Source organism: Rhodobacter aestuarii, assembly GCF_900156655.1.
Classification (GTDB): Bacteria; Pseudomonadota; Alphaproteobacteria; order Rhodobacterales; family Rhodobacteraceae; genus Rhodobacter; species Rhodobacter aestuarii.
In genome coordinates this window covers 60,734-85,603 of sequence record NZ_FTOG01000006.1, presented here as the reverse complement: position 1 = coordinate 85,603, position 24,870 = coordinate 60,734, and the positions used below count along the sequence as shown (strand labels likewise).

Below are 24,870 nucleotides of genomic sequence, written 5' to 3'. Positions count from 1 at the left end.
TTACGCCGCAGCGGCGAGGCGCTGGGCTTTCGCGATCACTTCATCAATGCCGCCGACCATGTAGAAGGCCGCTTCCGGCAGGTGGTCGTATTCACCAGCCACAACAGCTTTGAACGACTTGATGGTGTCTTCGAGCGGAACCTGCACACCGTCCGAGCCGGTGAACACTTTCGCAACGTCGAAGGGCTGCGACAGGAAGCGTTGGATCTTCCGGGCGCGGGCCACCGTCAGTTTGTCTTCTTCGCTCAGTTCGTCCATGCCGAGAATGGCGATGATGTCTTGCAGCGATTTGTAGCGTTGCAGCATCCCTTGGACGTCACGCGCCACTTGGTAGTGCTCTTCACCCACGATTTGCGGGTCGAGGATACGCGAGGTCGAGTCAAGCGGGTCCACAGCCGGGTAGATGCCGAGTTCCGAGATCGCACGCGACAACACGGTCGTGGCGTCAAGGTGGGCAAACGAGGTGGCCGGAGCCGGGTCGGTAAGGTCATCGGCCGGCACGTAGATGGCCTGCACCGAGGTGATCGAACCGGCTTTGGTCGAGGTGATGCGTTCTTGCAGCGCGCCCATGTCGGTCGCCAGCGTCGGCTGATAGCCCACGGCCGAAGGAATACGGCCAAGAAGCGCCGACACTTCCGATCCCGCTTGGGTGAAGCGGAAGATGTTGTCGACGAAGAACAGCACGTCGGTACCCGACTGGTCACGGAACTGTTCCGCGAGGGTCAGACCAGTGAGCGCGACGCGGGCACGGGCCCCCGGAGGCTCGTTCATCTGACCGTAGACCAGCGCCACTTTCGACTCTTCGAGGTTATCGAGGTTGATAACGCCCGATTCGATCATCTCGTGGTAGAGGTCGTTGCCTTCACGGGTCCGTTCACCAACGCCCGCGAACACCGAGAAGCCCGAGTGCACTTTGGCGATGTTGTTGATCAGTTCCATGATCAGAACGGTTTTGCCCACGCCGGCGCCGCCGAAGAGACCAATTTTACCGCCTTTGGAGTAGGGGGCGAGCAGGTCGATAACCTTGATGCCGGTCACGAGGATCTGGCTTTCGGTCGACTGCGCCGCAAAGTCCGGGGCGGGTTGGTGGATCGCACGGGCTTCGGTTTTCGCCACGTCGCCTTTTTCGTCCACCGGCTCGCCGATGACGTTGAGGATACGGCCGAGCGTCGCGTTGCCCACCGGAACGGTGATCGGGCTGCCGGTGTCGGTCACGACCGCACCGCGCACGAGGCCTTCCGAGGCGTCCATGGCGATGGTGCGGACGGTGTTTTCACCGAGGTGCTGCGCCACTTCGAGAACGAGGCGCTTGCCGTTGTTGGTGGTTTCAAGGGCGTTCAGAATCGCCGGGAGGCCGTCTTCGAACTGCACGTCCACGACGGCGCCGATGACCTGAGTCACTTTGCCTTTGCTTGCCATTTGTTTCTATCTCCGGTTCCGTCAGAGCGCCTCGGCGCCCGAGATGATTTCAATAAGCTCTTTGGTGATCGCAGCCTGACGCGAGCGGTTATACTCAACCGTCAGCTTGTCGATCATGTCGCCAGCGTTACGGGTGGCGTTATCCATTGCCGACATCTGGGCCCCGTTGAACGAGGCGTTGTTTTCCAGAAGGGCAGCGAAAATCGCCGTGGCCACCCCACGCGGCAGAAGCGCCGCGAGGATTTCCTGATCGCCGGGCTCGTAGTCATAGACCGTCGAGGCCGCGGAGGCATCCGTCTCGATCTGGGCGGGCACGATCTGCTGAGCCGTCGGCTTTTGCGAGATCACGCTTTCAAAGATCGAGTAGAAGATCGTGGCGACATCGAATTCGCCCGCATCGAAGCGGCCGAGAATGTCGTCAGCGATATCCTGCGCGTTGGCGTAGCTGAGCTTTTTCACTTCGCTCAGATCGACGTGGCCGACGAAATACTGACCAAGGTCACGACGCAGCGCATCGCGGCCTTTTTTGCCGACGGTGAGAATTTTCACCGTCTTGCCTTCGGCCAGAAGTTCATTGGCCCGCGTGCGAGCGAGCTTCGCGATATTGGCGTTGAAACCGCCGCACAGGCCGCGCTCGCCGGTCATGACGACCAGGAGCTGGACCTTGTCGGAGCCGGTGCCGGCCAACAGGCGCGGCGCCCCTTCGGACGAGCCCACCGCAGTGGCAAGGCTCGTCAGAACGGCCGACATCTTCTCGGCATAGGGCCGAGCCGCTTCAGCGTTTTCCTGGGCGCGGCGAAGTTTCGCCGCCGCGACCATCTGCATGGCTTTCGTGATCTTGCGAGTGTTCTTCACACTCGTGATCCGGTTTTTTAGGTCCTTAAGGCTGGGCATGTCCCTGTCCTTTCAGGCCAATCAAGCGAACGTCTTGGCGAATTCTTCGATCGCGGACTTCAGCTTGGTTTCGGCATCGCCCTTGATCTTCGGATCCTCGTTGGTGAGCCAGTCGAGGATGTCTTTGCGCGACGACCGCAGATAGGCCAGCAGGCCTTGCTCGAAGCGGCCGACTTCTTTCACCGGCACGGCATCGAGGAAGCCGTTGGTGCCCGCAAAGATCACCGCCACGATTTCGGCGTTGGTGAGCGGCGAATATTGCGCTTGCTTCATCAGCTCGGTCAGACGCGCACCGCGGTTGAGCAGTTTTTGCGTCGCGGCGTCGAGGTCAGACCCGAACTGCGCGAAGGCCGCCATTTCGCGGTATTGCGCCAGTTCCAGTTTCACCGGGCCAGCCACCGATTTCATCGAGTTGGTTTGCGCCGACGAACCCACACGAGACACCGACAGACCGGTGTTCACAGCCGGGCGGATGCCTTGGTAGAAGAGTTCGGTTTCGAGGAAGATCTGACCGTCGGTGATCGAGATCACGTTGGTCGGAATAAACGCCGAAACGTCGCCGCCTTGGGTTTCGATAACCGGAAGCGCGGTGAGCGAGCCCGAACCGAAGTCTTCGTTCAGTTTCGCCGAGCGCTCGAGCAGGCGGCTATGGAGGTAGAACACGTCGCCCGGATAGGCTTCACGCCCCGGCGGACGGCGCAGAAGCAGCGACATCTGACGGTAAGCAACGGCTTGTTTCGACAGGTCATCATAGATGATCAGCGCGTGCATGCCGTTGTCGCGGAAGTATTCCGCCATCGCGGTCGCCGAGTAGGGGGCGAGGAACTGCATCGGCGCCGGGTCCGAAGCGGTCGCGGCCACAACGGTGGTGTATTCCATCGCGCCGGCTTCTTCGAGTTTCTTCACCAGCTGCGCAACGGTCGAACGCTTTTGGCCGACGGCAACGTAGAAGCAGTGCAGCTTGTTGCCGGGGTTGGCGTCGTTGTACGACTTTTGGTTCAGGATCGTGTCGAGCGCGATCGCGGTTTTACCGGTTTGACGGTCACCAATGATCAGCTCGCGCTGGCCACGGCCGATCGGGATCATCGCGTCCACCGACTTGAGGCCGGTCGCCATCGGTTCGTGCACCGATTTACGCGGAATGATGCCCGGGGCTTTCACGTCGGCGATGCGACGCTCTTTGCCTTCGATCGGGCCTTTGCCGTCGATCGGGTTGCCAAGCGCGTCAACGACGCGGCCCAGCAGGCCTTCACCGGCGGGCACGTCCACGATCGCGTTGGTGCGCTTGACGGTGTCGCCTTCTTTAATGTCGCGGTCCGAACCGAAGATAACGATACCGACGTTATCAACTTCAAGGTTCAGAGCCATCCCGCGGATACCACCGGGGAATTCGACCATCTCACCCGCTTGCACGTTGTCGAGACCGTGCACACGCGCGATACCGTCACCAACGGAGAGCACGCGGCCCACTTCAGCGACTTGGGCATCCTGCCCGAAGTTCTTGATCTGCTCCTTGAGGATTGCAGAGATTTCAGCTGCCTGGATGCCCATTTATCCGACCTCTTTCATGGCGTTCTGGAGGGAAGCGAGTTTGGCTTTGACCGAGCTATCGATCATGCGCGAACCCAGCTTGACGATCATGCCACCGATGAGGCTTTCATCGACGGCGACGTTCAGTTTGACGGTTTTACCCGTTTGTTTGGCGAGCGTTGCGGCCAGCTTGTCAGCTTGCGCGGCGCTCAATTCACTGGCCGAGGTGACATCGGCCGTCATTTCGCCTTTGGCTTCGGCAATCGCGTCGGCCAGCCCTTTAAGGAGCTGCGGCAGCGCGAACAGGCGACGTTTCTGCGCCATCAGCTTCAGGCCGTTGGCCAGCGGCGCCGACAGGGCCATCTTGGCACCCAGCGCGGCAATCGCGGCTTCCTGTTGCGACCGGGTATAGACCGGCGAGCTAATCAGGTCGCGCAGATCGGCGGAGCCGTTCAGTGCGTCACGCAGCGCGTCAACGTCGCTCGACAAAGCGTCAAGCCCACCCGCCTCCTGCGCAAGATCAAAAATGGCCGTGGCATAGCGCCCGGCAATGGATGCAGAAATCGAAGCTGGTTCGGACACGTCCACCCTTCCGATGCTTTGCCTCCGCACCCCGGTTGGCAGTGGTGCCACCGGGGCAGAGGCCCCCCTGGAACGCGCAAGTCTCCCATGCGCGCGCCGCATTCGGGCTTGGCATTAGCAGAGCAATGTGACCCTCGCAACCATCTTGGCATACAGAATGTGAATGTACCGGGCACATTTCAGGCCAAGGTCGTAACTGTTAGCGCCATGCCTTGGGCGATGCGTTGCGACGGGGCGCCGTGCGACCCCTCGGCTCATGTGCAAGTTGTGGTCTCTGCGCATGAATTTCGGGCAAAAGTTGAAAAAGGCGATTCTCTCTTACTTCCCTTGAGGGGAGCTTAGACCCGCCCGGCGACGGGCTTGGGGCTGCCTTCAAGGATCGAGAGCGGCTTGCGCACGGCTGCGCCAAGGCCAGAACGGCGGGGCGCATGCACCTGTTTGGAGACCTCTAGGATCAGCACGCCTGCCGCCAGAAAGCCCGCCGCGCGCCCGCCGACCTTTTCCCACATTTCTGATGAGCGCAGCCAGAACCGCCGTTGCGACGGCGGGATATAAAGTGCCGCCGTTTGCCGTTCGGGCACAAATCCCGCGCGGCGCGCCTGCGCATCCAATTGCCCCGGCGTATAAGGGCGGCCAAAGCCAAATGGCGTGGTTTCTTGCGGCGCCCAAAGCCCGGCGCGGTTGGGCACAATAAAAAGCGCCCGCCCGCCGGGACCAAGCACCCGCCAGCATTCCTCTAAAAGGGCATCGGGGTGGTCAGACACTTCCAGCCCATGCAAAACGACCAGCCGATCCACCATGCCGGTTTCCAGTGGCCAGCGGGTCTCGTCGCACAAGACAGAGACATTGGGCTCGCCTGGCGGCCAAGGCATCACCCCCTGCGGAGCGGGCATCAGTCCAATCACCCGGCGGGCACTGGGTAGGTAGGGGCGCAAAAGCGGCACAGCAAAGCCAAAGCCTGCCACCGTCTGCCCGGCCATCCCGCTATGGGTCGCGGGCCATAGCTCCACCACTTTATCGCGCACCGATTTTTGGGCGGCACGGCCCAACTGGGTGCGATAATAAAAATCCCGCAGGTCGAGCACGTCGAGATGCATTGCAGTTTTGCCTTTCTTGGGCGTAGCTTGGGAACCATAGCGCAACAGACGCAAAACGCCATGACCCTCGAACTTCTGACCATTCCCTGCCTGACCGACAATTATGCCTATCTTTGGCACGATACCGCGACCGATACTGTGGTCGCGGTTGATGTGCCCGATGCCGTGCCGCTGATGCGGGTACTGACGGAGCGAGATTGGCAATTGCATCACATCTTGCTCACCCATCACCACGACGATCACATCGCCGGGGCCGAAGCTTTGGCGCAGGCGACGGGGGCGAAGATCATCGGCGCTGCCGCCGATGCGCATCGTTTGCCGCCGCTTGATCACGCTGTGCGCCCGGGCGAGGTGTTGCCCCTTGGGGTGGAAGATGTGCAGGTGATCGGGGCCGATGGCCATACGCTTGGCCATATCGCTTATTACCTGCCGGGCGCGGGTCTTTTGTTCTCGGGCGACGGTCTGATGAGTTGGGGCTGTGGGCGGCTGTTTGAAGGTAGCCCCGCGCAGATGCACGATACGCTGACCCGCATGGCGGCGCTGCCGCCCGAAACGCAGATTTGTTCTGGCCATGAATACACGCTTTCAAATGGCCGTTTCGCACTGAGCCTTGAGCCCGATCATCCGGCGCTATTGGAGCGTATGGCGCGGTGCGAGGCGCTGCGCAAAGATGACCTGCCCACGCTTCCGGTGCTTTTGTCCGAAGAACTGCTGACCAACCCATTCCTGCGCGGGGCCGACCCGGCGTTGCGTGCGGCGCTTGGCTTGCCCGAGAGCGCGGACCCGCTGGCCGTCTTTACTGAGGCGCGTTCCCGCAAAGACCGGTTCTGAGGGGTGAGCAAATCCTTCCCCCTCCGGCGCTTATTGCGCGCGCTTGGTGCTTTTGGCCCGGCGATGGGGCGCCGACCTCTGGTTGAGATTCTGCGCCCCGCCATTGGTGTTGGTTTGGCGATGGCGCTTGCCGATATTGCCATCACCGCGCTGAATGGAGACCGCGCGAACGGGATTTTTCTGGTTTCGGGCATTGCCTCCTCTTCGGTGTTGATCTTTGCGATTCCGAATTCGCCGCTCGCGCAGCCGTGGTCGGCGTTTATGGGGATGGTGATCTCGGCAGAGGCTGCGGTGGCGGCCACCACCTTCTTGCCCTATCCCTTCGCGGCAGGAGCAGCGCTTGCCGGAGCGGTGCTTGGCATGATGGCGCTGCGCGCGTTGCATCCCCCCGCTGCGGGCGTTGCGCTTTTTGTGGTGTTGGAGGCGGAGGCCGGGCATCCGGTGCATCCGCTCTTTCCGGTGTTTCCCGTGGGCGCTTTGATGGCGGCGCTGATTCTGATCGCGCTCGTCTGGCACCGGCTCTTCAAGCAAAGCTATCCAAACCGGTTGCCGCGCGTTCCGGATGCACCAAACCCGGTGACCGGTTTGGATGAAGATGACCTAGAAGCCGTGCTGTTGGAATTTCGCCAATCGGCCAATATCGCGCCCGCCGATCTGGAACGGTTGACAGAGGCGGTGGCCGCGCGTTCGGCGCAAGCGCTTTTGGCCACGACCCCTGCGCGGGCGATCATGCATCCGGCTGTCACTGTGGGGCCTGAAATGCCGCTGCGCGAGGTGATCGCCCGGATGCGTGCGGCGCATCTGCGGGTGCTGGCCGTGGCGGATAGTGAGGGCAGCCTGCTTGGCCTTGTCGATCAGTCTCGCTTGATTGATGCGCTGGAGGCCGGTTTTGGTATGCCGGCGCGCAGTTTGCGGGCGATGGAGCCGCAAGCGGTCGAGCTTATGGACCCGCAGCCCAATCCCGTTTCTGCTGATTTGCCGCTCGCGGCCCTGCTCGCGCGTTTTGCGCGGCCCGGCGCGCCGCCTGTTCCGGTGCTGGATGGCGGGCGACTCGTTGGCATGGTGGGGCGCGCTGATCTTGTGGCCGCATTGACCAGTCGGGCACCGGGTTTTGCCCAAAGCACGCAGGAAAAAAACGCCTGATACACAGCGCCGCCACAAAGGCGGGCGGAATGTGGTGCGTTTGTTCACAATTGCAACAGCTTTGTGACCGGAGAAGAAAAAAGAGCGTTCAGGGCTTGAAGCGCGACAAAATCCACCGAAACTTAACCTTGTAACGCCAGGATCGGTATACCCCACGAAAGGAGCGCCGGATGCCCTCGTTCTCGACCACGCTCGAACAAGCAATTCACGCGGCTTTGGCCCTTGCCAACACCCGCAAACACGAACTGGCGACGCTCGAACACTTGCTTCTGGCGCTGCTTGATGAACCCGATGCCAGCCGTGTAATGCGCGCTTGCGGTGTCGATTTGGATGAGCTGCGTCAGACTTTGACGGAATTCATCGATGATGATCTCTCGACGCTGATCACCGAGGTCGAAGGCTCTGAAGCCGTTCCGACCGCCGCGTTCCAGCGGGTGATCCAGCGCGCCGCGATCCATGTGCAAAGCTCTGGCCGCACCGAAGTGACGGGGGCCAATGTCCTTGTCGCGATCTTCGCCGAGCGGGAATCGAATGCCGCCTTCTTCCTGCAAGAGCAGGATATGACGCGCTATGATGCGGTGAATTTCATCGCCCATGGTGTCGCCAAAGACCCGGAATTCGGCGAGCCGCGCCCGGTGATTGGCGCTGAGGAAGAGGTGAAATCCGAAGCCGCCCAACCGGGTGAGGCGAAGGAATCCGCGCTTGGCAAATACTGCGTGAACCTCAACCAGAAATCGCAAAAAGGCGATATCGACCCGCTGATCGGTCGCGCCGAAGAGGTAGAGCGCTGCATTCAGGTGCTGTGCCGCCGCCGCAAAAACAACCCGCTTCTGGTCGGTGATCCGGGCGTGGGCAAAACCGCCATCGCCGAAGGTTTGGCGCTCAAGATTACCCGTGGCGAAACGCCCGAGATCTTGTCGCATGCCACGATCTACTCGCTTGATATGGGCGCGCTGCTTGCGGGCACCCGCTACCGTGGTGACTTTGAGGAACGTCTCAAAGCCGTGGTGAAAGAGCTTGAAGATCACCCCGATGCGATCTTGTTCATCGACGAGATCCATACCGTGATCGGTGCGGGTGCGACCTCGGGCGGGGCGATGGATGCCTCCAACCTGCTCAAGCCTGCCCTGCAAGGCGGCAAGCTGCGCACGATGGGGTCCACCACTTACAAAGAGTTCCGTCAGCACTTTGAAAAAGACCGCGCGCTGTCGCGCCGGTTCCAAAAGATCGACGTGAATGAACCCTCGGTGCCCGATAGCATCAAAATCCTCATGGGGCTCAAACCCTATTTCGAGGAGCACCACGAGGTGCGCTACACCAATGACGCCATCAAGGCGGCGGTGGAGCTTTCGGCGCGCTACATCCACGACCGCAAGCTGCCCGATAAAGCGATCGACGTGATCGACGAGGCGGGCGCGGCGCAGCACCTGCTGCCCGACAGCAAACGGCGCAAAACGCTTGGTGCGAAAGAGATTGAGGCCGTGGTTGCCAAGATCGCCCGCATCCCGCCGAAAAACGTCTCGAAAGACGATGCCCAAGTGCTGCGCGATCTGGAGAAAACGCTCAAACGCGTGGTCTTTGGTCAAGACAAGGCGATCGATGCGCTGGCCTCGGCGATCAAGCTTTCCCGCGCTGGTCTGCGCGAGCCTGAAAAGCCGATTGGCAACTACCTCTTTGCGGGCCCCACCGGCGTCGGCAAAACCGAGGTGGCCAATCAGCTCGCCAATACGCTTGGCGTGGAACTGCTGCGCTTCGACATGTCGGAATACATGGAGAAACACGCGGTTTCCCGTTTGATCGGCGCGCCTCCGGGCTATGTCGGCTTTGACCAAGGCGGGCTTTTGACCGATGGCGTCGATCAGCATCCGCATTGCGTGCTGCTGCTGGACGAGATCGAGAAAGCCCACCCCGATGTGTTCAATATCCTGCTGCAGGTGATGGACCACGGCAAGCTGACCGATCACAACGGCCGTCAGGTGGATTTCCGCAATGTGATCTTGATCATGACCTCGAACGCCGGGGCCTCCGATATGGCGAAAGCCGCGATCGGGTTTGGCCGCGAGCGCCGCGAGGGCGAGGATACCGCCGCGATCGAGCGCACCTTCACGCCGGAGTTCCGCAACCGTCTCGATGCGGTGGTCAGCTTCGCGCCGCTGCCGCGTGACACGATCTTGCAAGTGGTCGATAAATTCGTGCTGCAACTCGAAGCGCAGCTGATTGACCGCAATGTGCATATCGAGCTGACGCCGGAAGCCGCGCATTGGCTGGCCGAGAAGGGCTATGATGACAAGATGGGCGCGCGTCCGCTGGGCCGCGTGATCCAAGAGCACATCAAAAAGCCGCTCGCCGAAGAACTGCTGTTTGGTCGCTTGATGAAAGGCGGCGTGGTCAAGGTGGGCGTGAAGGACGATGCCATCGTTCTCAACGTCGAAGAACCCGGCAAGCCGCGCATTTCTGGCTCCAAGCCGCGGCTTCTGCCGGCTGACTAAAGGATGCTTGGGCTCCCGGTTCTCGGGGGCCTTTGCCCCCCAATGCGCCCCCGTTCCGGTATGCCGGGCCGGGGGCTTTTTGCTGTCTTGGGGTTGGCACTTTTGCCCGGTGGGGCACGGGCTTTTGGCCTGCAATTGCCCGTGGACTGCACCTTGGGCGAGACCTGCTACATCCAGCATTATGTCGACCGCGATCCGGGGCCGGGTGTGCGCGACTTTGGTTGCGGTACTGCAAGCTATGATGGCCACGATGGCACCGATTTCGCGCTACCCTCGCGTGCGGCGATGCGGGTAGGCGTTGCGGTGCTGGCGGCTGCGCCGGGCCGGGTGCGGGGCTTGCGCGATGGCGAAGCGGATGGCGCGTATCTTTCGGGGCAAAGCGTCGCCAATAAAGAATGCGGCAATGGGGTGGTGATCGACCATGCCGATGGCTGGCAGACGCAATATTGCCACCTGCGGCAAGGCTCGGTCTCGGTCGCCGTGGGTCAAGAGGTTGCGGCGGGCGCGCCGTTGGGGTTGGTCGGCCTGTCGGGCTTGGCGGAGTTCCCACATCTGCATCTCTCGGTGCGCCATGACGGGGAAGAACTGGACCCGTTCCTCCCTTCTGTCGCGGACAGTTGCACCACAGCCCCTAGCGATAGCCTATGGCAAAGCCCCGTTCCTTATGTGGGCGGAGGGCTTTTGCGTGCGGGGCTGACCTCTGCGCCGCCCGATTATGAGGCGGTGAAAGATGGTGGCGAAAGCCCCGCGACTTTCCCCCACGACGCACCCGCGCTGGTGGTTTGGGCTTATGGCTTTGACAGCCGCGAGGGGGACAGCCTGACCTTGCGGATCACTGGGCCCGCGGGCTTTGCCTTTGACCATCAGACGGTGTTCGAGAAACCGAAGGCGCTCTTCATGCGCTATGGCGGCAAGCGCGCCCCGGCGGGCGGGTTCACGCCGGGGGTATACAAAGCCGAGGTGATCTTGACCCGCGATGGTGCGGAACTGAGCCGTCAGACCCATTTGGCGGAGATTCTGCCCTAGGCGGGTAAGTTTCCCCGCCCCAGCCGTTGACTCCCTGCCAGCGCCCTGTATAAGCCGCCCATCCCGGTGGCGAAAGCTGCCGGGCCTTTCATTGGTGTTGGTGGACCCCGCAAGGGGAAGCCTGTCGCCCAAAGCTTTGCGGATAAGGCTGCGGGAAAGGACAACGCCCTTCGTAACATAAGAAGGAGATCAGCGATGACCAAACGCACCGCTGCCAAGTACAAAATCGACCGCCGCATGGGCGAAAACATCTGGGGCCGCGCCAAGTCGCCGCTCAACAAACGCGAATACGGCCCGGGTCAACACGGCCAACGCCGTAAGGGCAAACTGTCCGACTTCGGTACCCAGCTCCGCGCCAAGCAAAAGCTCAAAGGTTACTACGGCGATCTGACCGAAAAACAATTCCGCCGCATCTACGCCGAAGCCGAGCGTGTGAAGGGCGACACCGGTGAAAACCTGATCGGTCTGCTCGAGCGCCGTCTCGACGCGATCGTGTACCGCGCCAAATTCGTGCCGACCGTCTTCGCCGCCCGTCAATTCGTGAACCACGGCCACGTGACCGTGAACGGCAAACGCGTCAACATCGCGTCGTACCGCGTCAAAGAAGGCGACGTGATCGCCGTTCGTGACCGTTCGAAGCAACTCGCCCTCGTGCTGGAAGCCGTGCAATCGGCCGAGCGCGACGTGCCGGATTACCTCGAAGTCGACCACAACAAAATGACCGCCACCTTCGTGCGCACCCCGGGCCTCAGCGATGTGCCCTACCCGGTGCAAATGGAACCGAACCTGGTGGTCGAATTCTACGCGAAGAACTGATCCTGTTCTTCGCCCTCCAATCGAAAGGCCGCCCGTCTGGGCGGCCTTTTTCGTTGCCTGTGTTGGCGGCGAGGGGACGACGCAAAAGAAAACGGGCCCAACCATGCGGTGGGCCCGTGTGGCTTTTCCTAGAATGGCGCGTGTCGCTTAGGCGTCTTTCTTCGCGGCAGCTTTGCGCAGCTTGTTCTTTAACATCGGCCAGAGCGGCGTCGAGGTGAAGAAGATCGCCACCACCGCCATGAACAGCACCAGCGACAGCGGCGAGGTGAAGATGCCGTGGAACAGCCGCCCGAGGTCTTCGCGCTCTGAAATGATCGCGCGGCGCCAGTTGTCGTCAATCAGCCGCGACAGGATCACGCCCAAGATTACCGGGCCAAGCTGATAGCCGTAAAGCTTCATGAAATAGCCCAGCACGCCAAAGCCAAGCATCCAATAGACATCGGTCAGCGCGTTGTTCACGGCAAAAGCGCCGATGATCGAGAGCAGAAGGATCAGCGGGAACAGCATCGCGCGTGGAAGTTCAACCACCTTCACGAAGATCCGGATCCCGGTGAGGCCGAAGATCAGCATGAACACCGTGGCGAGCACAAGCGCGCCTAGAATGAACCAGAACATCTCGGGCCGTTCGATCATCAGCATCGGGCCGGGGTTCAGGCCATGAATGAACATGGCGCCAATGATGATCGCAGTGACCGAGTCCCCCGGAATGCCGAGCGTCAGCATGGGGATGAAGGCACCGCCGACCGCTGCGTTGTTCGCGGTTTCGGGTGCCACAAGCCCCGCGCGCGCGCCTTGGCCAAAGGGCACTTCGGGGTTTTTGGTGACGCGCTTGGCGTGGTCATAAGACATCAGCGCCGCAATATCGCCCCCCGTGCCCGGCAGCGCACCGATGATCACCCCGATAAGCGAGGTCTGCACCGAAAGTGGCAGGAACTTCAGAACCGATTTCCATGAGGGGATCACGCGGGTGATCTTTTGTTTCAACGCAGGTGTGTTGATGTGTTTGAGCTGCATCAGCGCCTCAGAGACACCGAAAAGGCCGATCATCACCGCCACAAAGGAAATACCCCCCCAAAGCTCGATATAGCCGAAGGTGAAGCGTTCTTGTGCGGTGAGCGGGTCAAGCCCCACGCAGCCAATGGTCAGCCCCAAAGCACCCGCGAAAACGCCCTTGATCAGGCTTTCGCCAGAAAGCGACCCCACCAGCAAAATGCCAAGGATCGCAAGCAGCATGTAGTCGCGCGGCTGGAAGCGGATCGCAAATTCCGATACCGCCGGGGCGGCAAAGCCCAAAACCGCGATACCGATCAGCCCGCCCAAGGCCGACATGGTGGTGGAAAGGCCGATCGCCTCGCCCGCAAGGCCTTTCTTCGCCAAGGGGTAGCCATCGAGCGCGGTGGCAATCGCCGAGGGCGCACCGGGAATGTTGAGCAAGATCGCCGTGCGCGAGCCGCCATAAACGCCGCCCATGTAGATGCCGATCATCAGCGCGAGCGCGTCATACATCTCCCAGCCGAAGGTGAAAGAGATCAGGATCGACACCGCCATCGTAACCGAAAGGCCGGGGATCGCGCCAATATAGATGCCCGCAAAGGTGCCAGCCCCCACCAGCGCCAAAAGGCGCAGGTCGATCCATGTCATAAAGAAATGGGTGAAATCCATCACTTCACCCCCCCGTTAAGAATGGAGCCGATATAGGCGAGGATTTCACGCTCTGGCACGATGCCCTCGGGCATCAGCACCGAGAAGACGAGGCGGAACACGACATAAACGAGCACGAGCGAAAGCGCAGAGGTCAGCGCTGCACGCAAAGGGTTGCCGCGCGCCATCACCCAATTGGCAATCGTCAAGAACACGAAAGAGGTCGGCAGGAAGCCCACCGGCTGCAATGCCAGCGCATAAAAGCCCATCAAGATGATGGTCAAAATCACCAGCCCCGGAAACACCGACTTCCAACCATGCACATCACTATGGGGCAACCGCAGCGTTTTGAACGTGATGATCGTCGAGGTGATCACCATCATGCCGGTGGCGAACATCGGGAAGCTGCCCGGTTCTGCCAGCCCCGAAAGGCCCGAGATTTGCGTTGCGGTGTAGAATAGGAACAGGCTGACCGCCACCATCAGAACGGAAAAGATCCGCTCGCCGGGCAGTCTGCGATTGGGGTCGTGCATCGGGGCCTCCTCGCAAGAGAACACCGCCCCCTTTTCGGAGGGCGGTGCATTTGGTTTATCGCACTATCAGGGGCGCGGAATGTCGAAATCTTCCGGGGATTTCTTGGCGATGCCCGCATCATAGACCAGCCACGAAGTCACAGACTGCCATTTCGCCATATAGTCTTTGGCCTCTGCGCCGCTCAGGTTGATCGGCAGATAGGCGCGGTTGTGCAGCAGTTCAACAAAGTCGGTCGCTTGCGCGCCTTCCAGATAGGCTGCCGAAAGCTTGGCCACCACGTCATCCGGCGTGCCCGCTTTCACGAAGACGCCGAAGAACGGACCCCACGGCAGGTATTTGCCGTAGCCCGGGAAGTCTTCGGTGATCGGCGGGATGCCCGGCAGGGCCTCGTTCGGCGTGCTGTCCACCAGCGCGATGACCTTGATCCGCTCCGCTTTGATCGCCTCAAGCGCGGCGCCCAGAACGGCGGGCATCACGTCAATGGCGCCCCCTTGCAGCGCCGTCAGCGCCGGGCCGTCACCATCGTAGGGCACGAAGGTCGCCGAGATATCAACTTCGGCATCCAGCATCGCGGTGACCACCGAGGGAAGGCCGCCCGGACCGGTCGAGCCGAATTTCACCTCTTCGGGATTGGCGGCCATATAGTCGACCAGTTCCTTGAAGGTGTTGTAGGGCGCATCGGGGCGGGCCACCAGAATCGGCACACCACGCGCAAGCAGCGCAACCGGCTCAAAATCGCTGTTATAGTCGAAATTGCCAAGGCCCATGACCTTGTAAAGCATCGGGTTTTCGGCACCCATCAGCAGCGTGTAGCCATCGGCTTTCTGCGTCATGGTGAATTTGGCCGCAATCGCGCCCACGCCGCCGGTCATGTTTTGCATCACGACCTTGCCACCCAGAACCTCTTCGGCATGGGGCGTTACGGCGCGCATCACGGCGTCGGTCGACCCACCAGCACCCCATTGGATGATGCCTTGGATTTCTTTTTCCGGATATTCGGCGAAAGCCGCGCCCGCGATGACCAGCGCCGCAGCAGAAACGGCACCAAACAGTTTCAACTTCATGAGTTCTCCTCCCAGAGTCGCCTCGGCCCATTTAGTATGGGAACGGGGGGAGACTTCACGATTGGGAGAGGGGCGTCAAATGCTAAGTTGGTCGCTAACGTGAACTTCGTGTTAATTTTTGCCGATTCTCTGACCAGTTGGTTAGGTCAGAAGCAAATCCCTATCTTCAGGGCGTTGGTTCACAGAATAGGCGCGTTCTGTTCGACCACCGCCTCCATCGCAACGTAACTCGATGTCGCAGCCACATGCGGCAGGGTCGAGATCGCTTCGCCCATGATCCGGCGATATTCGGTCATGTCATGGGCGCGGACTTTCAGCAAATAATCAAACCCGCCCGCGATCATATAGCATTCCTCCACCTCGGGAATCGCGCGCACTGCAGCGTTGAACTGGGCCAATGCCTTTTCGCGCGTGTCGGTCATGCGCACTTCCACAAAGGTGACGTGGGTCAGCCCCAGTTTGCGCGGCGACAGCACCGCCCGGTAGCCGGTGATCACCCCCATCTCTTCCATCGCCTTGATCCGTGCCGCAACCGGGGTTTTCGAAAGCCCCACCTTGCGCCCCAATTCGGTGATCGCAATGCGTGCGTTTTCCACCAGCGCGTTCAGAATCTTGCGGTCGGTCGAATCAAGTAAGTCAGACATGGCTGTTTTGTGCCTCAGGAATGTTCTGATCGTCTATCATTTTGCCAATGATTGGGCAAAACGTCCACGGGGTGCGGCGTATACTTTGGAAAACGCCCAAGGAGTGCGCGCCGATGATCCACCCCGTTCTCTCCCCCCTTGGCCCCGAGGCCAAATTCGCCCCTGAAGATCAGGTTCTCGCCCGCTTAATCGCCGATTGGGGGCCGTCTGAGGGTCAGCTTGCTCGTGCCGTGGCGCGCGCGACCGAGCTTGTGACGCGGCTGCGCAGTGCTGGGCGTCTGGGGCTGATGGAACAGGTGATGGCGCAATATGCGCTGTCGAGCGCAGAGGGCGTGGCGCTGATGTGTTTGGCCGAAGCGCTGTTGCGTGTGCCCGATGCCGCCACGATTGATGCGCTGATCGAAGACAAGATCGCGCCTTCGGATTGGTCGCGCCATTTAGGCACGGCGGCCTCGCCCTTGGTCAACGCCTCCACTTGGGCGCTGATGCTCACGGGCAAAGTGCTCGAAGATGGCGAGGGTGTTGCGGGCACGCTGCGTGCGATGGTGCGGCGGCTGGGAGAGCCGGTGATCCGCGCTGCCGTGGGCCAAGCCATGCGCGAGATGGGGCGGCAGTTCGTTTTGGGCGAAACCATTGAAAAGGCGCTCAAACGCGCGCAATCGCGCGAGGCGCAAGGCTATACGCTCAGCTATGATATGCTGGGCGAAGCTGCGCTTACCGCCGCCGATGCCGCCCGCTACCGCGATGCCTATGCGCAAGCGATCACCGCGATTGGCAAAGTGGCCAAGGGTGGTTCGGTACACGACAACCCCGGTATTTCGATCAAGCTTTCGGCGCTCCACCCTCGCTATGAGGTGGCGCAAGAGGCCCGCGTGATGGCCGAACTTGTGCCGGTGGTGCAGGCCCTTGCCCGCCAAGCGGCTGCGGCGGGTATTGCACTTCATGTCGATGCCGAAGAACAAGACCGGCTTGCGCTCTCGCTCAAGGTGATGGAGGCGGTGATGGCCGACCCCGCCACCGCCGGGTGGGAGGGCTTTGGCGCGGTGGTGCAAGCCTATGGCAAACGCGCAGGCGCGGCGATTGAGACGCTTTACGACGCGGCCCGGCGCCATGATCGGCGGCTGAATATCCGGCTTGTCAAAGGTGCCTACTGGGACAGCGAGATGAAGCGCGCCCAAGTGGAGGGGCATCCGGGCTTTCCGCTTTTCACCAGCAAAGTGGCGACCGATGTGGCCTATATTTGCCTTGCGACCAAGCTTTTTGCGCTGTCAGACAGGCTCTATCCGCAATTTGCAACGCATAACGCCCACACCGTCGCGGCGGTGCTCGAACTTGCACAAGGCCGACCTTTTGAATTTCAGCGTCTGCATGGCATGGGGGCGCAACTCCATGACAGCGTGCTGGCCGAAACGGGGGGGCGATGCCGGATTTATGCACCTGTGGGCGCGCATCGTGACCTGCTCGCCTATCTGGTGCGGCGGCTGTTGGAAAATGGGGCGAACGCCTCTTTCGTGCATCAGATCACCGATGCCACGGTGCCCCCGTCCGTGATCGCGGCTTGCCCGTTTGAGCGGTTGCCCTCTGCCACGCCGCCGGGCGGGCTTGTCGCGCCTGAGGCGCTTTTTGCTGATCGCATCAATTCGCGTGGCTTTGATCTTAGCGATCCTGCCGTTCTGGCCAGCCTTGACGCGGTGCGGGTTGGCGAAACGCCCGATGCCACGCCAATCATTGTGGGGGCGGCCAGCGGACCCACGCGCCCGGTGTGTAACCCCGCCACCGGGGCCATCGTCGCGCAGGTGACGGAGGCCGATGCTGCTACCGTCGCTACCGCTTTAGACGGGGCGCAGGTTTGGGACGCGCCCGCCCATGCGCGCGCAGAGGTGTTGCGCCGCGCTGCCGACCTCTACGAAGAACACCACGGCGCGATTTTCGCCGCACTGGCGCGCGAGGCGGGCAAGACCTTGCCAGATGCGGTGGCGGAACTGCGCGAAGCCGTTGATTTCCTGCGCTACTATGCGGCGCAAGGGGCCGCAGATTCGCGCGCGCCGCGTGGCCGGATCGTGGCGATCAGCCCGTGGAACTTCCCGCTCGCGATCTTTACTGGGCAAATCGCGGCGGCGCTGATGGCGGGCAATGCCGTGCTCGCCAAACCCGCAGAGCAAACTCCGCTGATGGCCGCGATGGCGGTGCGGTTGTTGCATCAGGCGGGGGTGCCGCGCGCTGCGCTACAACTGCTGCCGGGCGAGGGGGCAACGGTCGGCGCGGCGCTCACGCGCGACCCGCGCGTGGCGGGGGTGGTCTTCACTGGCTCAACCGAAACGGCGCGCGTTATTGCGCGCTCGATGGCTACTCATATGGCCCCTGGCACACCGCTGATTGCCGAAACCGGCGGGCTGAATGCGATGGTGGTGGATAGCACCGCGCTGCCCGAGCAAGCGGTGCGCGACATCGTAAATTCAGCTTTCCGCTCGGCGGGGCAGCGATGCTCTGCGCTGCGCTGTCTTTATGTGCAAGAAGATATCGCGCCGCGGCTGATTGAGATGCTCAAAGGCGCGATGGAGGCGCTATCTATCGGTAACCCTTGGGGGATTTCGACCGACATCGGTCCGGTGATTGATGCGAATGCTAAGGACGGGATCATGAACTGGATCGCGGCCCATCAAGGTCAAATCCTGCATCAGGTCCGCGCGCCTGAAACGGGGCATTTCGTTGGCCCGACGCTGATCAAGGTGGGTGGAATTGCCCAAATCGAACGTGAGATCTTTGGTCCGGTGTTGCATCTTGCAACTTTCGCCGCCGAAGACCTGCCGCAGGTGATTGATGATATCAACGCGCGCGGCTTTGGCCTGACCTTTGGGCTGCATACGCGGATTGATACCCGCGTGGCCGAGGTGGCGGGGCAGGTGCAGGCAGGCAATATCTACGTCAACCGCAACCAAATCGGCGCGGTGGTGGGCAGCCAGCCTTTTGGCGGAGAGGGGCTTTCGGGCACTGGGCCAAAAGCGGGCGGGCCGCTTTATTTGGGGCGGTTTTTCGCGCCCGCGCCGCGCGAGGAAGCTATTCCGTCCGCGCCGTTCCCGGCAGAGCAACTCTTGCCCGGCCCGACGGGGGAGTTGAACCGGTTGAGTCTGCATCCGCGCGCGCCCGTTTTGTGCCTTGGTCCGAGTGAAGCAGAAATTGTCGCCCAGATGGGGGCGGTTCGGGCGCTGGGCGGGGTGGCGAAGCGCTTGGATCAGGTGCCTACGCCAGAGAAAATCATGGAAATCAAAGATATTTCGGCGGTTTTGTGGTGGGGCGATGCGGCGAAAGGGCGGGCCTATGCGCAGGCGATCGCGTTGCGTGAGGGGCCTTTGGTGCCGCTGATCACCAGCCTCCCCGACCGCGCGCATGTGATGCATGAACGCCATCTATGCGTTGATACCACCGCTGCTGGCGGCAATGCGGCGCTTTTGGGCAGTTGATCCATGCCTAAAACGCATGAGGGGCCGCACAATCGACGGTCGATTTGCGCGGCCCCACGCGCTACCAAGGCCATGGCGCAAAAGCGCGCCAAGGGAGCGGTCGAATGTCTGAAGCACCTCTAACGGGGCTAAAAGTGGTTGAACTGGCCCGGATTTTGGCCGGGCCATGGATCGGCCAGACCTTGGCCGATTTGGGGGCAGAGGTTGTAAAAGTGGAGTCGCCCGAGGGCGATGATACCCGCCGCTGGGGCCCGCCTTTCATTGAACGCATCCGACCCGATGGCAGTTTTGAAACTGTGGCCGCTTATTTTCATGCCGCAAACAGGGGAAAAACTTCGGTAACCTGTGACTTTTCCAACAATAATGATCTGAACCGGCTTAAACGGCTGATTGCCGAGGCCGATGTGGTGATTGAGAATTTTAAACTCGGTGGGTTGAAAAAGTATGGTCTCGACTATGAAAGCCTTTCGGCCACCAACCCCGGTTTGATCTATGTTTCCGTTACCGGATTTGGCCAAACCGGCCCGCGCGCAGCGCAGCCGGGTTATGATTTTCTGATCCAAGGCATGTGCGGGATCATGGATTTGACCGGCCAGAAGGGTGGTGAGCCGCAAAAGGTGGGTGTCGCTTGGATTGATGTGTTCACCGGGCTTTATGGGGTGATTGGCGTGCAAGCGGCCTTGGCCGAGCGTGCACGCTCTGGCCTTGGGCAACAGGTGGATATGAGCTTGCTGGATTGTGGGGTGGGGGTGCTCGCGAACCAAGCGATGAACCATCTCTTGGGCGGGCAGGTGCCGCATCGCTTGGGCAATGCGCACCCTAATATTGTGCCTTATCAGGTGTTTCCGGCGTCAGATGGGCATTTGATCATCGCTTGCGGCAATGATCGGCAGTTTTTGGCGCTTTGCGATCTGCTCTCGCTTCCCGAACTTGCCCTCAACCCCGATTATGCCTCCAATGCGGGCCGTGTGGCGCAGCGCGAAGCGCTTTGCGCACAAATCGCCAAGACCACGGCGAAACGTCCGAAAGCCGATCTGATCGCCGCGCTCGAGGCCGCCGGCGTGCCTGGTGGCCCGATCAATGATGTGGCCGAAGCCTTGGCCGAGCCGCAAGTAGTGGCGCGCGGGATGCGCATTTCCCCCGAGGGTATTGCCGGGCTGCGCACGCCGATTGCCTTTTCCCGCTCTGATTTGGCGCTTGAGAAGGCGAGCCCCGCGCTGGGTGACGGGGAATGGCATTTTTCGGTCGGTTGAGGCGTTGCCATTGCGACCCCGCGCCGAATATCTGGGCGCAAGACGCGCGGGGGACCAGTGCAACAGACGCCGAGATTCGAGTTTGACCGGGGGCCGGAGGGCACCGGGCTGCACCTGACGCGGCCTGTTTCGGTTATTCGGGCGGATCATCCGCAGGAGATGGCGCAGGCTTTTGCCGAAATCGCGGCTGCGCGGGCGGCGGGCAAATGGCTTGCGGGGATGCTGAGCTATGAGCTGGGTTATTTGTTCTCGCCCAAGCTCGAACCGCTTTTGCCGCCAAACCGCACCCTGCCGTTGATGCTGTTTGGTGTTTATGACGCCCCCGAATTGGCCGTGCCCGAGACAGAACCGAGCGCCGAGGCACCGCAGTTTACCCCGGTGATCTCCCAACATGCCTACCAGCAAGCCTTTGACCGCGTGCAGGCCTATATTGCGGCGGGCGATACCTATCAGATCAACCTCACCTTCCCGCAAACCGCGCCCTATGCGGGCGATCCGCGCGCGCTTTATGCGCGGCTGAAGGCGGTGCAGCCGGTGGGGCATGGGGTGCTGGTTGAGGCGGGGGACTTTGCGCTTTTGTCCCGCTCGCCCGAATTGTTTTTTGCCATTGACGCGGCAAGGCAAGCCACGGTGCGCCCGATGAAAGGCACGGTCGCGCGCGGTGCAAACCCGCAGGCGGACCAAGCTGCCGCCGCTTGGCTACAGGGGTCGGAAAAGAACCGGGCCGAGAATCTGATGATCGTTGATCTGTTGCGCAACGATCTGAGCCGGATTTCCAAGGTCGGTTCGGTCAGGGTGCCCGCGCTTTATGATATTGAAAGCTATACGACGGTGCATCAGATGACCTCCACCGTCACCGCGCAACTGCTTGAGGGTGTTGATTTTCAGCAGATTTGCGCCGCCCTTTTCCCCTGTGGCTCTGTCACCGGAGCCCCAAAGATCCGCGCGATGCAGATCATCCATGAACTGGAAACCGCGCCGAGAGGTGCCTATTGTGGCGCCATCGGCTGGATCGCGCCCGACGGGGCGATGGAATTCAACGTCGCGATCCGCACGATCGAGCTGCGCGACGGGGTGGCCACGCTCAATGTGGGCGGCGGTCTGGTGCATGACAGTGAAGGGGCATCTGAATGGGCGGAAGCACTGAGCAAGGCAGCCTTCGTGCGCGCGCCCCTTCCGGATTGCACCTGATCGAAACAATGCGCTGGGCGCCGCGGTTTGGCGTTGAATTGCTTTTGGGGCACATGGCGCGCTTGGGCGAGGGTTGCGAAGCGCTCGATATTCCCTGCGATATGTGGCGCGTTGAGCAGATGATTGACGCGGTGAAGGGCGATGAACCGCTGCGGTTGCGTTTGACCGTGGCGCTTGATGGCACACCCGAATTGATGAAAGCGCCGCTGCCCGCGCCGAAGGCAATGTGGCGTGTGGGGCTGGCGAAAGAGCGTGTCGATTCCGGCGATGATTTCCGGCGCATAAAATCGACCGAGCGGGGGATCTATGATCGCGCGCGCGCCGCTTTACCCGAGGGGCTTGATGAGCTGGTGTTCTTAAATGAGCACGATGATCTGGTCGAAGGCACGATCACCAATATCTTCCTGTGGCGCGATAATGCGCTGTTGACGCCGCCGGTGAGTGCGGGGGCATTGCCGGGGGTGTTGCGGGCCGAGTTGATCCGCACCGGGCGCGCGCGCGAGGCGCGGCTTGGCTGGTCCGACATCATGGATGGGCGCGTTTATCTAGGCAATGCGCTGCGCGGTTTGGTGCCTGCGGTGGTGATCTGAGGTTTTAAAGCGCGCCCGGCTGTGGCACTTTGTGCGCGCTAACGGAAAGGGAAGACATGCGGAAAGTGGAACTGGGCCGGACCGGCGTGATGGTGAGCGAAATCTGCCTTGGCTCAATGACTTGGGGCACGCAAAACACCGAAGCCGAGGGCCATGCGCAGATTGATTGCGCGCTTGACCGGGGGGTGAATTTCATCGACACCGCCGAGGTTTATCCGGTCAACCCGATCAGCGCAGAAACCGTGGGCCGCACCGAAGAGATCATTGGCACGTGGTTTGCCAAAACCGGGCGGCGCAAAGATGTGGTACTGGCCACGAAAATTGCGGGCGATGGCATGAAAGCGGTGCGCGATGGCGGCCCGATCACGCCTGCATCGATCCGGGTGGCGGTGGAAGGCTCGCTCAAGCGGCTGCAAACGGACCATATCGACCTTTACCAATTCCACTGGCCGAACCGGGGCGGGTATCACTTCCGGCAAAACTGGAAGTTTGATCCCTCCAAGCAGCCCGGCAAAGCCGAAATCGAAGACAATATGACCGCCTGCCTTGAGGCGCTCGCCAGCCTGCGCGGCGAGGGCAAGATTGGCCATTTCGGTCTGTCGAATGACAGCGCTTGGGGCACGATGGAGTTCATTCGGTTAGCCGAAGCCGGGCATGGGCCGCGCGTCTCTGCCATTCAGAACGAATATTCGTTGATGTATCGGCTCTACGATACCGATCTGGCCGAACTGGGCGTGCATGAAGGCGTGACGCTATTGGCCTATTCGCCGCTCGCGACGGGCATGTTGAGCGGGAAGTATTCCGGCGGAGCCGTGCCCGAGGGCTCGCGCCGCGCGATCGTGCGCGAACTCGGTGGGCGGTCGAACCCGCGCGCCTTTGAAGTGGCCGATCTTTACGTGGCGCTTGCGCGTGACGCTGGGCTGGACCCTGTGACGATGGCGATTGCTTGGACGCTGGGCCGCCCCTTCCCGATTGTGCCGATCATCGGCGCCACCTCGATTGCGCAGCTTGAAAAGTCGCTCGATGCGGCGGGGATGGCGCTCGATAAAGCGCTGCTGGCAGAGATTGACCGGGTGCATCATGCCCATCCGATGCCGTTCTAAAATCGCCCTTTTGGGGCTAGCGGTTCTTTTGGCTGCCTGCAAACCGGGGGCGGACGACCCGCCCCCCTTGCCACCAGTGGGGGCCGCCGCCGTCGCGCGTGACAAGGGGCTATGCGAAGCGGGTGGCGGCCAATGGGCAAGCCTTGGCGGTGCGCAATATTGCGTGACCCGTACCAAGGATGCCGGGCGGTCTTGTCGGGCAAGCACGGATTGTGAAGGCGCTTGTCTGGCGCGCTCCATGACCTGTGCGCCCGCCAAACCGCTTTTGGGGTGCAATGAAGTGCTGTCCAGCACGGGCCTGCGGGGGACCGAATGCATCGAATAGCGGTGGGCCTAAGCATCATCGCCCTCTTGGGTGGCTGCATGGCCGCCCCCCAGCCAAGCCTGCGCGATCCGGACAAGATGATTTCTTCGGCGGCGCTTTTTGACCCGGCGCGGTTCGCGGGCGATTGGGTCGTGGCGCAATCCGCCACGCGGGGCTGTGCCGGTGCGCAGCAAAGCTGGAAATTGCATGGCGCGGGCGCCTACGCGCTTTCGGGGATTGATTGCACCGGCCCCGTGCCTGCGGTGCTCGAAGGGCGCGCGGTGCTGACCGGGCCGGGCGCACGGCTCAGCCCAACGCAGGGCTTCGCGAAAGAGCCGATTTTTGTGCTCTGGGTCGATCAAGATTATCGCGTGGCTGCGCTTGGGACGCCTGCGGGCAATTGGGGGATGGTGCTCACCCGCCCCGGCATGGCGCGGGGCGATCTGATTGCCGCCGCGCGCGAGGTGCTGGATTTCAACGGCTATGATCTGAGCCGTATCGGGCGCTGATCCTACCCCAGCCTCACACTACCCCAGCCGCGCGAAGGTGGCTCTTGGCCCACGATTGTCAAAAAACGGGATCGTTGCAGGCGGGCCGCTCGTCAATTGCGCCTCAACCTCGGCGAGCACCACCTCGGTGATGAAGGGCAGGTTGAGCGCGCGCGCTTGCGGTAGCGACACCCAATGCAAATGGCTCAGCTCATCACAAGCGCGGCTGAAATCATCGGGGTCGGAGGCGAGTTCGGACGCCTCGACCAAAAAGAACCGCGCATCAAAGCGGCGCGGGCGACCCGGCGGAGTAATGGCGCGAAAGAAAAACCGCAGCCCCGCTGCCGAAGGGCGATGGCCGGTGGCGGCAAAACCCGCCCAATCTGTGGGGATATCGCCCTGCCACGTACCGGGCGTACCCAAGATGAGCCCGGTTTCCTCCCACAACTCACGGATTGCGGTGACGGCAAGTGCGGGGCCAAGATCGGCCTCGGTCTCTTGTGCCAGCCGTTTGGCGCAGGTCTCGGGCAAGGGGGCGGCAAGCGCAATATTACTGTCTCCCGCATCGCGCGCCCCGCCCGGAAAGACGTATTTCGACGGCATGAAGGCCGCGCCTGCGCCGCGCATCCCCATCAAAACGGCGGGGCCATCGGGCAGATCGCGGCGCAAAACCACCAAAGTGGCGGCGTCGCGCAGGGCAGATTTATCTATGCTCATCAAGCCTTACTCCCTTGGATGGGATAGCCTAGCCGGGTGCGGCGCGCGAAAAA

Annotated in this window: 22 protein-coding genes; 12 read left to right on the top strand and 10 right to left on the bottom strand. The window is 61.6% G+C overall.

Annotated features, from left to right (window positions below):
* From atpD to BW967_RS09685, 5 genes are all read right to left on the bottom strand, one after another.
* Nucleotides 1-1,419, bottom strand: coding sequence for a F0F1 ATP synthase subunit beta (gene atpD, locus BW967_RS09705; RefSeq protein WP_076484880.1), 1,419 nt, complete (start codon nucleotides 1,417-1,419; stop codon nucleotides 1-3).
* 21 nt (nucleotides 1,420-1,440) lie between these two features.
* Nucleotides 1,441-2,313 (bottom strand): F0F1 ATP synthase subunit gamma, encoded by an 873-nt coding sequence (locus BW967_RS09700; RefSeq protein WP_076484879.1) that lies wholly within the window; start codon nucleotides 2,311-2,313, stop codon nucleotides 1,441-1,443.
* Nucleotides 2,314-2,334: 21 nt separating this feature from the next.
* Nucleotides 2,335-3,864 carry a F0F1 ATP synthase subunit alpha gene (gene atpA / locus BW967_RS09695; RefSeq protein WP_076484878.1) on the bottom strand — a complete coding sequence of 510 codons (1,530 nt, stop codon included), beginning with the start codon at nucleotides 3,862-3,864 and terminating at the stop codon, nucleotides 2,335-2,337.
* On the bottom strand, nucleotides 3,865-4,425 hold the full coding sequence (locus tag BW967_RS09690; RefSeq protein ID WP_170952521.1) for a F0F1 ATP synthase subunit delta: 561 nt from the start codon (nucleotides 4,423-4,425) through the stop codon (nucleotides 3,865-3,867). It lies immediately after the preceding gene.
* A 338-nt stretch (nucleotides 4,426-4,763) separates the two neighbouring features.
* Complete coding sequence (locus tag BW967_RS09685) at nucleotides 4,764-5,522, bottom strand: class I SAM-dependent methyltransferase (RefSeq protein WP_076484876.1); 759 nt, start codon at nucleotides 5,520-5,522, stop codon at nucleotides 4,764-4,766.
* A 60-nt stretch (nucleotides 5,523-5,582) separates the two neighbouring features.
* Between BW967_RS09685 and gloB the strand changes: the two genes are divergently transcribed.
* The 5 genes from gloB (at nucleotide 5,583) to rpsD (ending at nucleotide 11,827) form a co-directional block, all read left to right on the top strand.
* On the top strand, nucleotides 5,583-6,353 hold the full coding sequence (gene gloB, locus BW967_RS09680) for a hydroxyacylglutathione hydrolase (protein ID WP_076484875.1): 771 nt from the start codon (nucleotides 5,583-5,585) through the stop codon (nucleotides 6,351-6,353).
* A gap of 63 nt (nucleotides 6,354-6,416) precedes the next feature.
* On the top strand, nucleotides 6,417-7,496 hold the full coding sequence (locus tag BW967_RS09675) for an HPP family protein (RefSeq protein WP_139327823.1): 1,080 nt from the start codon (nucleotides 6,417-6,419) through the stop codon (nucleotides 7,494-7,496).
* A gap of 170 nt (nucleotides 7,497-7,666) precedes the next feature.
* Nucleotides 7,667-9,985, top strand: a complete 2,319-nt coding sequence (clpA, locus tag BW967_RS09670; RefSeq protein ID WP_076484873.1) for an ATP-dependent Clp protease ATP-binding subunit ClpA — start codon at nucleotides 7,667-7,669, stop codon at nucleotides 9,983-9,985.
* Between the two features lie 42 nt (nucleotides 9,986-10,027).
* Nucleotides 10,028-11,011, top strand: a complete 984-nt coding sequence (locus tag BW967_RS09665) for a M23 family metallopeptidase (protein WP_175610441.1) — start codon at nucleotides 10,028-10,030, stop codon at nucleotides 11,009-11,011.
* A 195-nt stretch (nucleotides 11,012-11,206) separates the two neighbouring features.
* On the top strand, nucleotides 11,207-11,827 hold the full coding sequence (gene rpsD, locus BW967_RS09660; RefSeq protein WP_076484871.1) for a 30S ribosomal protein S4: 621 nt from the start codon (nucleotides 11,207-11,209) through the stop codon (nucleotides 11,825-11,827).
* Between the two features lie 147 nt (nucleotides 11,828-11,974).
* On the opposite strand, the gene BW967_RS09655 is transcribed toward rpsD, so the two are convergent.
* The 4 genes from BW967_RS09655 to BW967_RS09640 all read right to left on the bottom strand — a co-directional run bounded on the left by BW967_RS09655 (nucleotide 11,975) and on the right by BW967_RS09640 (nucleotide 15,710).
* Nucleotides 11,975-13,489, bottom strand: a complete 1,515-nt coding sequence (locus BW967_RS09655) for a tripartite tricarboxylate transporter permease (RefSeq protein ID WP_076484870.1) — start codon at nucleotides 13,487-13,489, stop codon at nucleotides 11,975-11,977.
* Nucleotides 13,489-14,001: a tripartite tricarboxylate transporter TctB family protein gene (locus BW967_RS09650; protein WP_076484869.1), complete on the bottom strand. Its 513-nt coding sequence runs from the start codon at nucleotides 13,999-14,001 to the stop codon at nucleotides 13,489-13,491. Before BW967_RS09650 ends, BW967_RS09655 begins: the two co-directional genes overlap by 1 nt.
* Nucleotides 14,002-14,067: 66 nt before the next feature.
* Nucleotides 14,068-15,066, bottom strand: coding sequence for a tripartite tricarboxylate transporter substrate binding protein (locus BW967_RS09645; RefSeq protein ID WP_076484868.1), 999 nt, complete (start codon nucleotides 15,064-15,066; stop codon nucleotides 14,068-14,070).
* A 179-nt stretch (nucleotides 15,067-15,245) separates the two neighbouring features.
* Nucleotides 15,246-15,710, bottom strand: a complete 465-nt coding sequence (locus tag BW967_RS09640; RefSeq protein WP_076484867.1) for an Lrp/AsnC family transcriptional regulator — start codon at nucleotides 15,708-15,710, stop codon at nucleotides 15,246-15,248.
* Between the two features lie 113 nt (nucleotides 15,711-15,823).
* Here BW967_RS09640 and putA point away from each other — a divergent pair, with 113 nt between their 5' ends.
* The 7 genes from putA to BW967_RS09605 all read left to right on the top strand — a co-directional run bounded on the left by putA (nucleotide 15,824) and on the right by BW967_RS09605 (nucleotide 24,121).
* Nucleotides 15,824-19,171 (top strand): bifunctional proline dehydrogenase/L-glutamate gamma-semialdehyde dehydrogenase PutA, encoded by a 3,348-nt coding sequence (gene putA / locus BW967_RS09635; RefSeq protein WP_076484866.1) that lies wholly within the window; start codon nucleotides 15,824-15,826, stop codon nucleotides 19,169-19,171.
* A gap of 104 nt (nucleotides 19,172-19,275) precedes the next feature.
* A complete protein-coding gene (locus tag BW967_RS09630) occupies nucleotides 19,276-20,424 on the top strand; it encodes a CaiB/BaiF CoA transferase family protein (protein ID WP_076484865.1) in 1,149 nt (382 codons plus the stop codon).
* Between the two features lie 57 nt (nucleotides 20,425-20,481).
* The gene (locus tag BW967_RS09625; RefSeq protein ID WP_076484864.1) at nucleotides 20,482-21,615 is read left to right on the top strand and encodes an aminodeoxychorismate synthase component I; all 1,134 of its coding nucleotides are present in this window, start codon (nucleotides 20,482-20,484) and stop codon (nucleotides 21,613-21,615) included.
* A gap of 8 nt (nucleotides 21,616-21,623) precedes the next feature.
* Entirely contained in the window at nucleotides 21,624-22,205 is a 582-nt protein-coding gene (locus BW967_RS09620; RefSeq protein ID WP_175610440.1) for an aminotransferase class IV, read from the top strand.
* 56 nt (nucleotides 22,206-22,261) lie between these two features.
* Entirely contained in the window at nucleotides 22,262-23,308 is a 1,047-nt protein-coding gene (locus BW967_RS09615) for an aldo/keto reductase (RefSeq protein WP_076484862.1), read from the top strand.
* Nucleotides 23,286-23,633, top strand: a complete 348-nt coding sequence (locus BW967_RS09610; RefSeq protein WP_083952102.1) for a hypothetical protein — start codon at nucleotides 23,286-23,288, stop codon at nucleotides 23,631-23,633. The genes BW967_RS09615 and BW967_RS09610 overlap by 23 nt, the downstream gene beginning before the upstream one ends.
* On the top strand, nucleotides 23,621-24,121 hold the full coding sequence (locus tag BW967_RS09605; protein ID WP_076484860.1) for a lipocalin/fatty acid-binding family protein: 501 nt from the start codon (nucleotides 23,621-23,623) through the stop codon (nucleotides 24,119-24,121). Before BW967_RS09610 ends, BW967_RS09605 begins: the two co-directional genes overlap by 13 nt.
* 18 nt (nucleotides 24,122-24,139) lie before the next feature.
* Here BW967_RS09605 and BW967_RS09600 read toward each other — a convergent pair whose 3' ends face one another.
* Nucleotides 24,140-24,817 carry an NUDIX hydrolase gene (locus tag BW967_RS09600; protein ID WP_076484859.1) on the bottom strand — a complete coding sequence of 226 codons (678 nt, stop codon included), beginning with the start codon at nucleotides 24,815-24,817 and terminating at the stop codon, nucleotides 24,140-24,142.
* Nucleotides 24,818-24,870 lie beyond the last annotated feature (53 nt).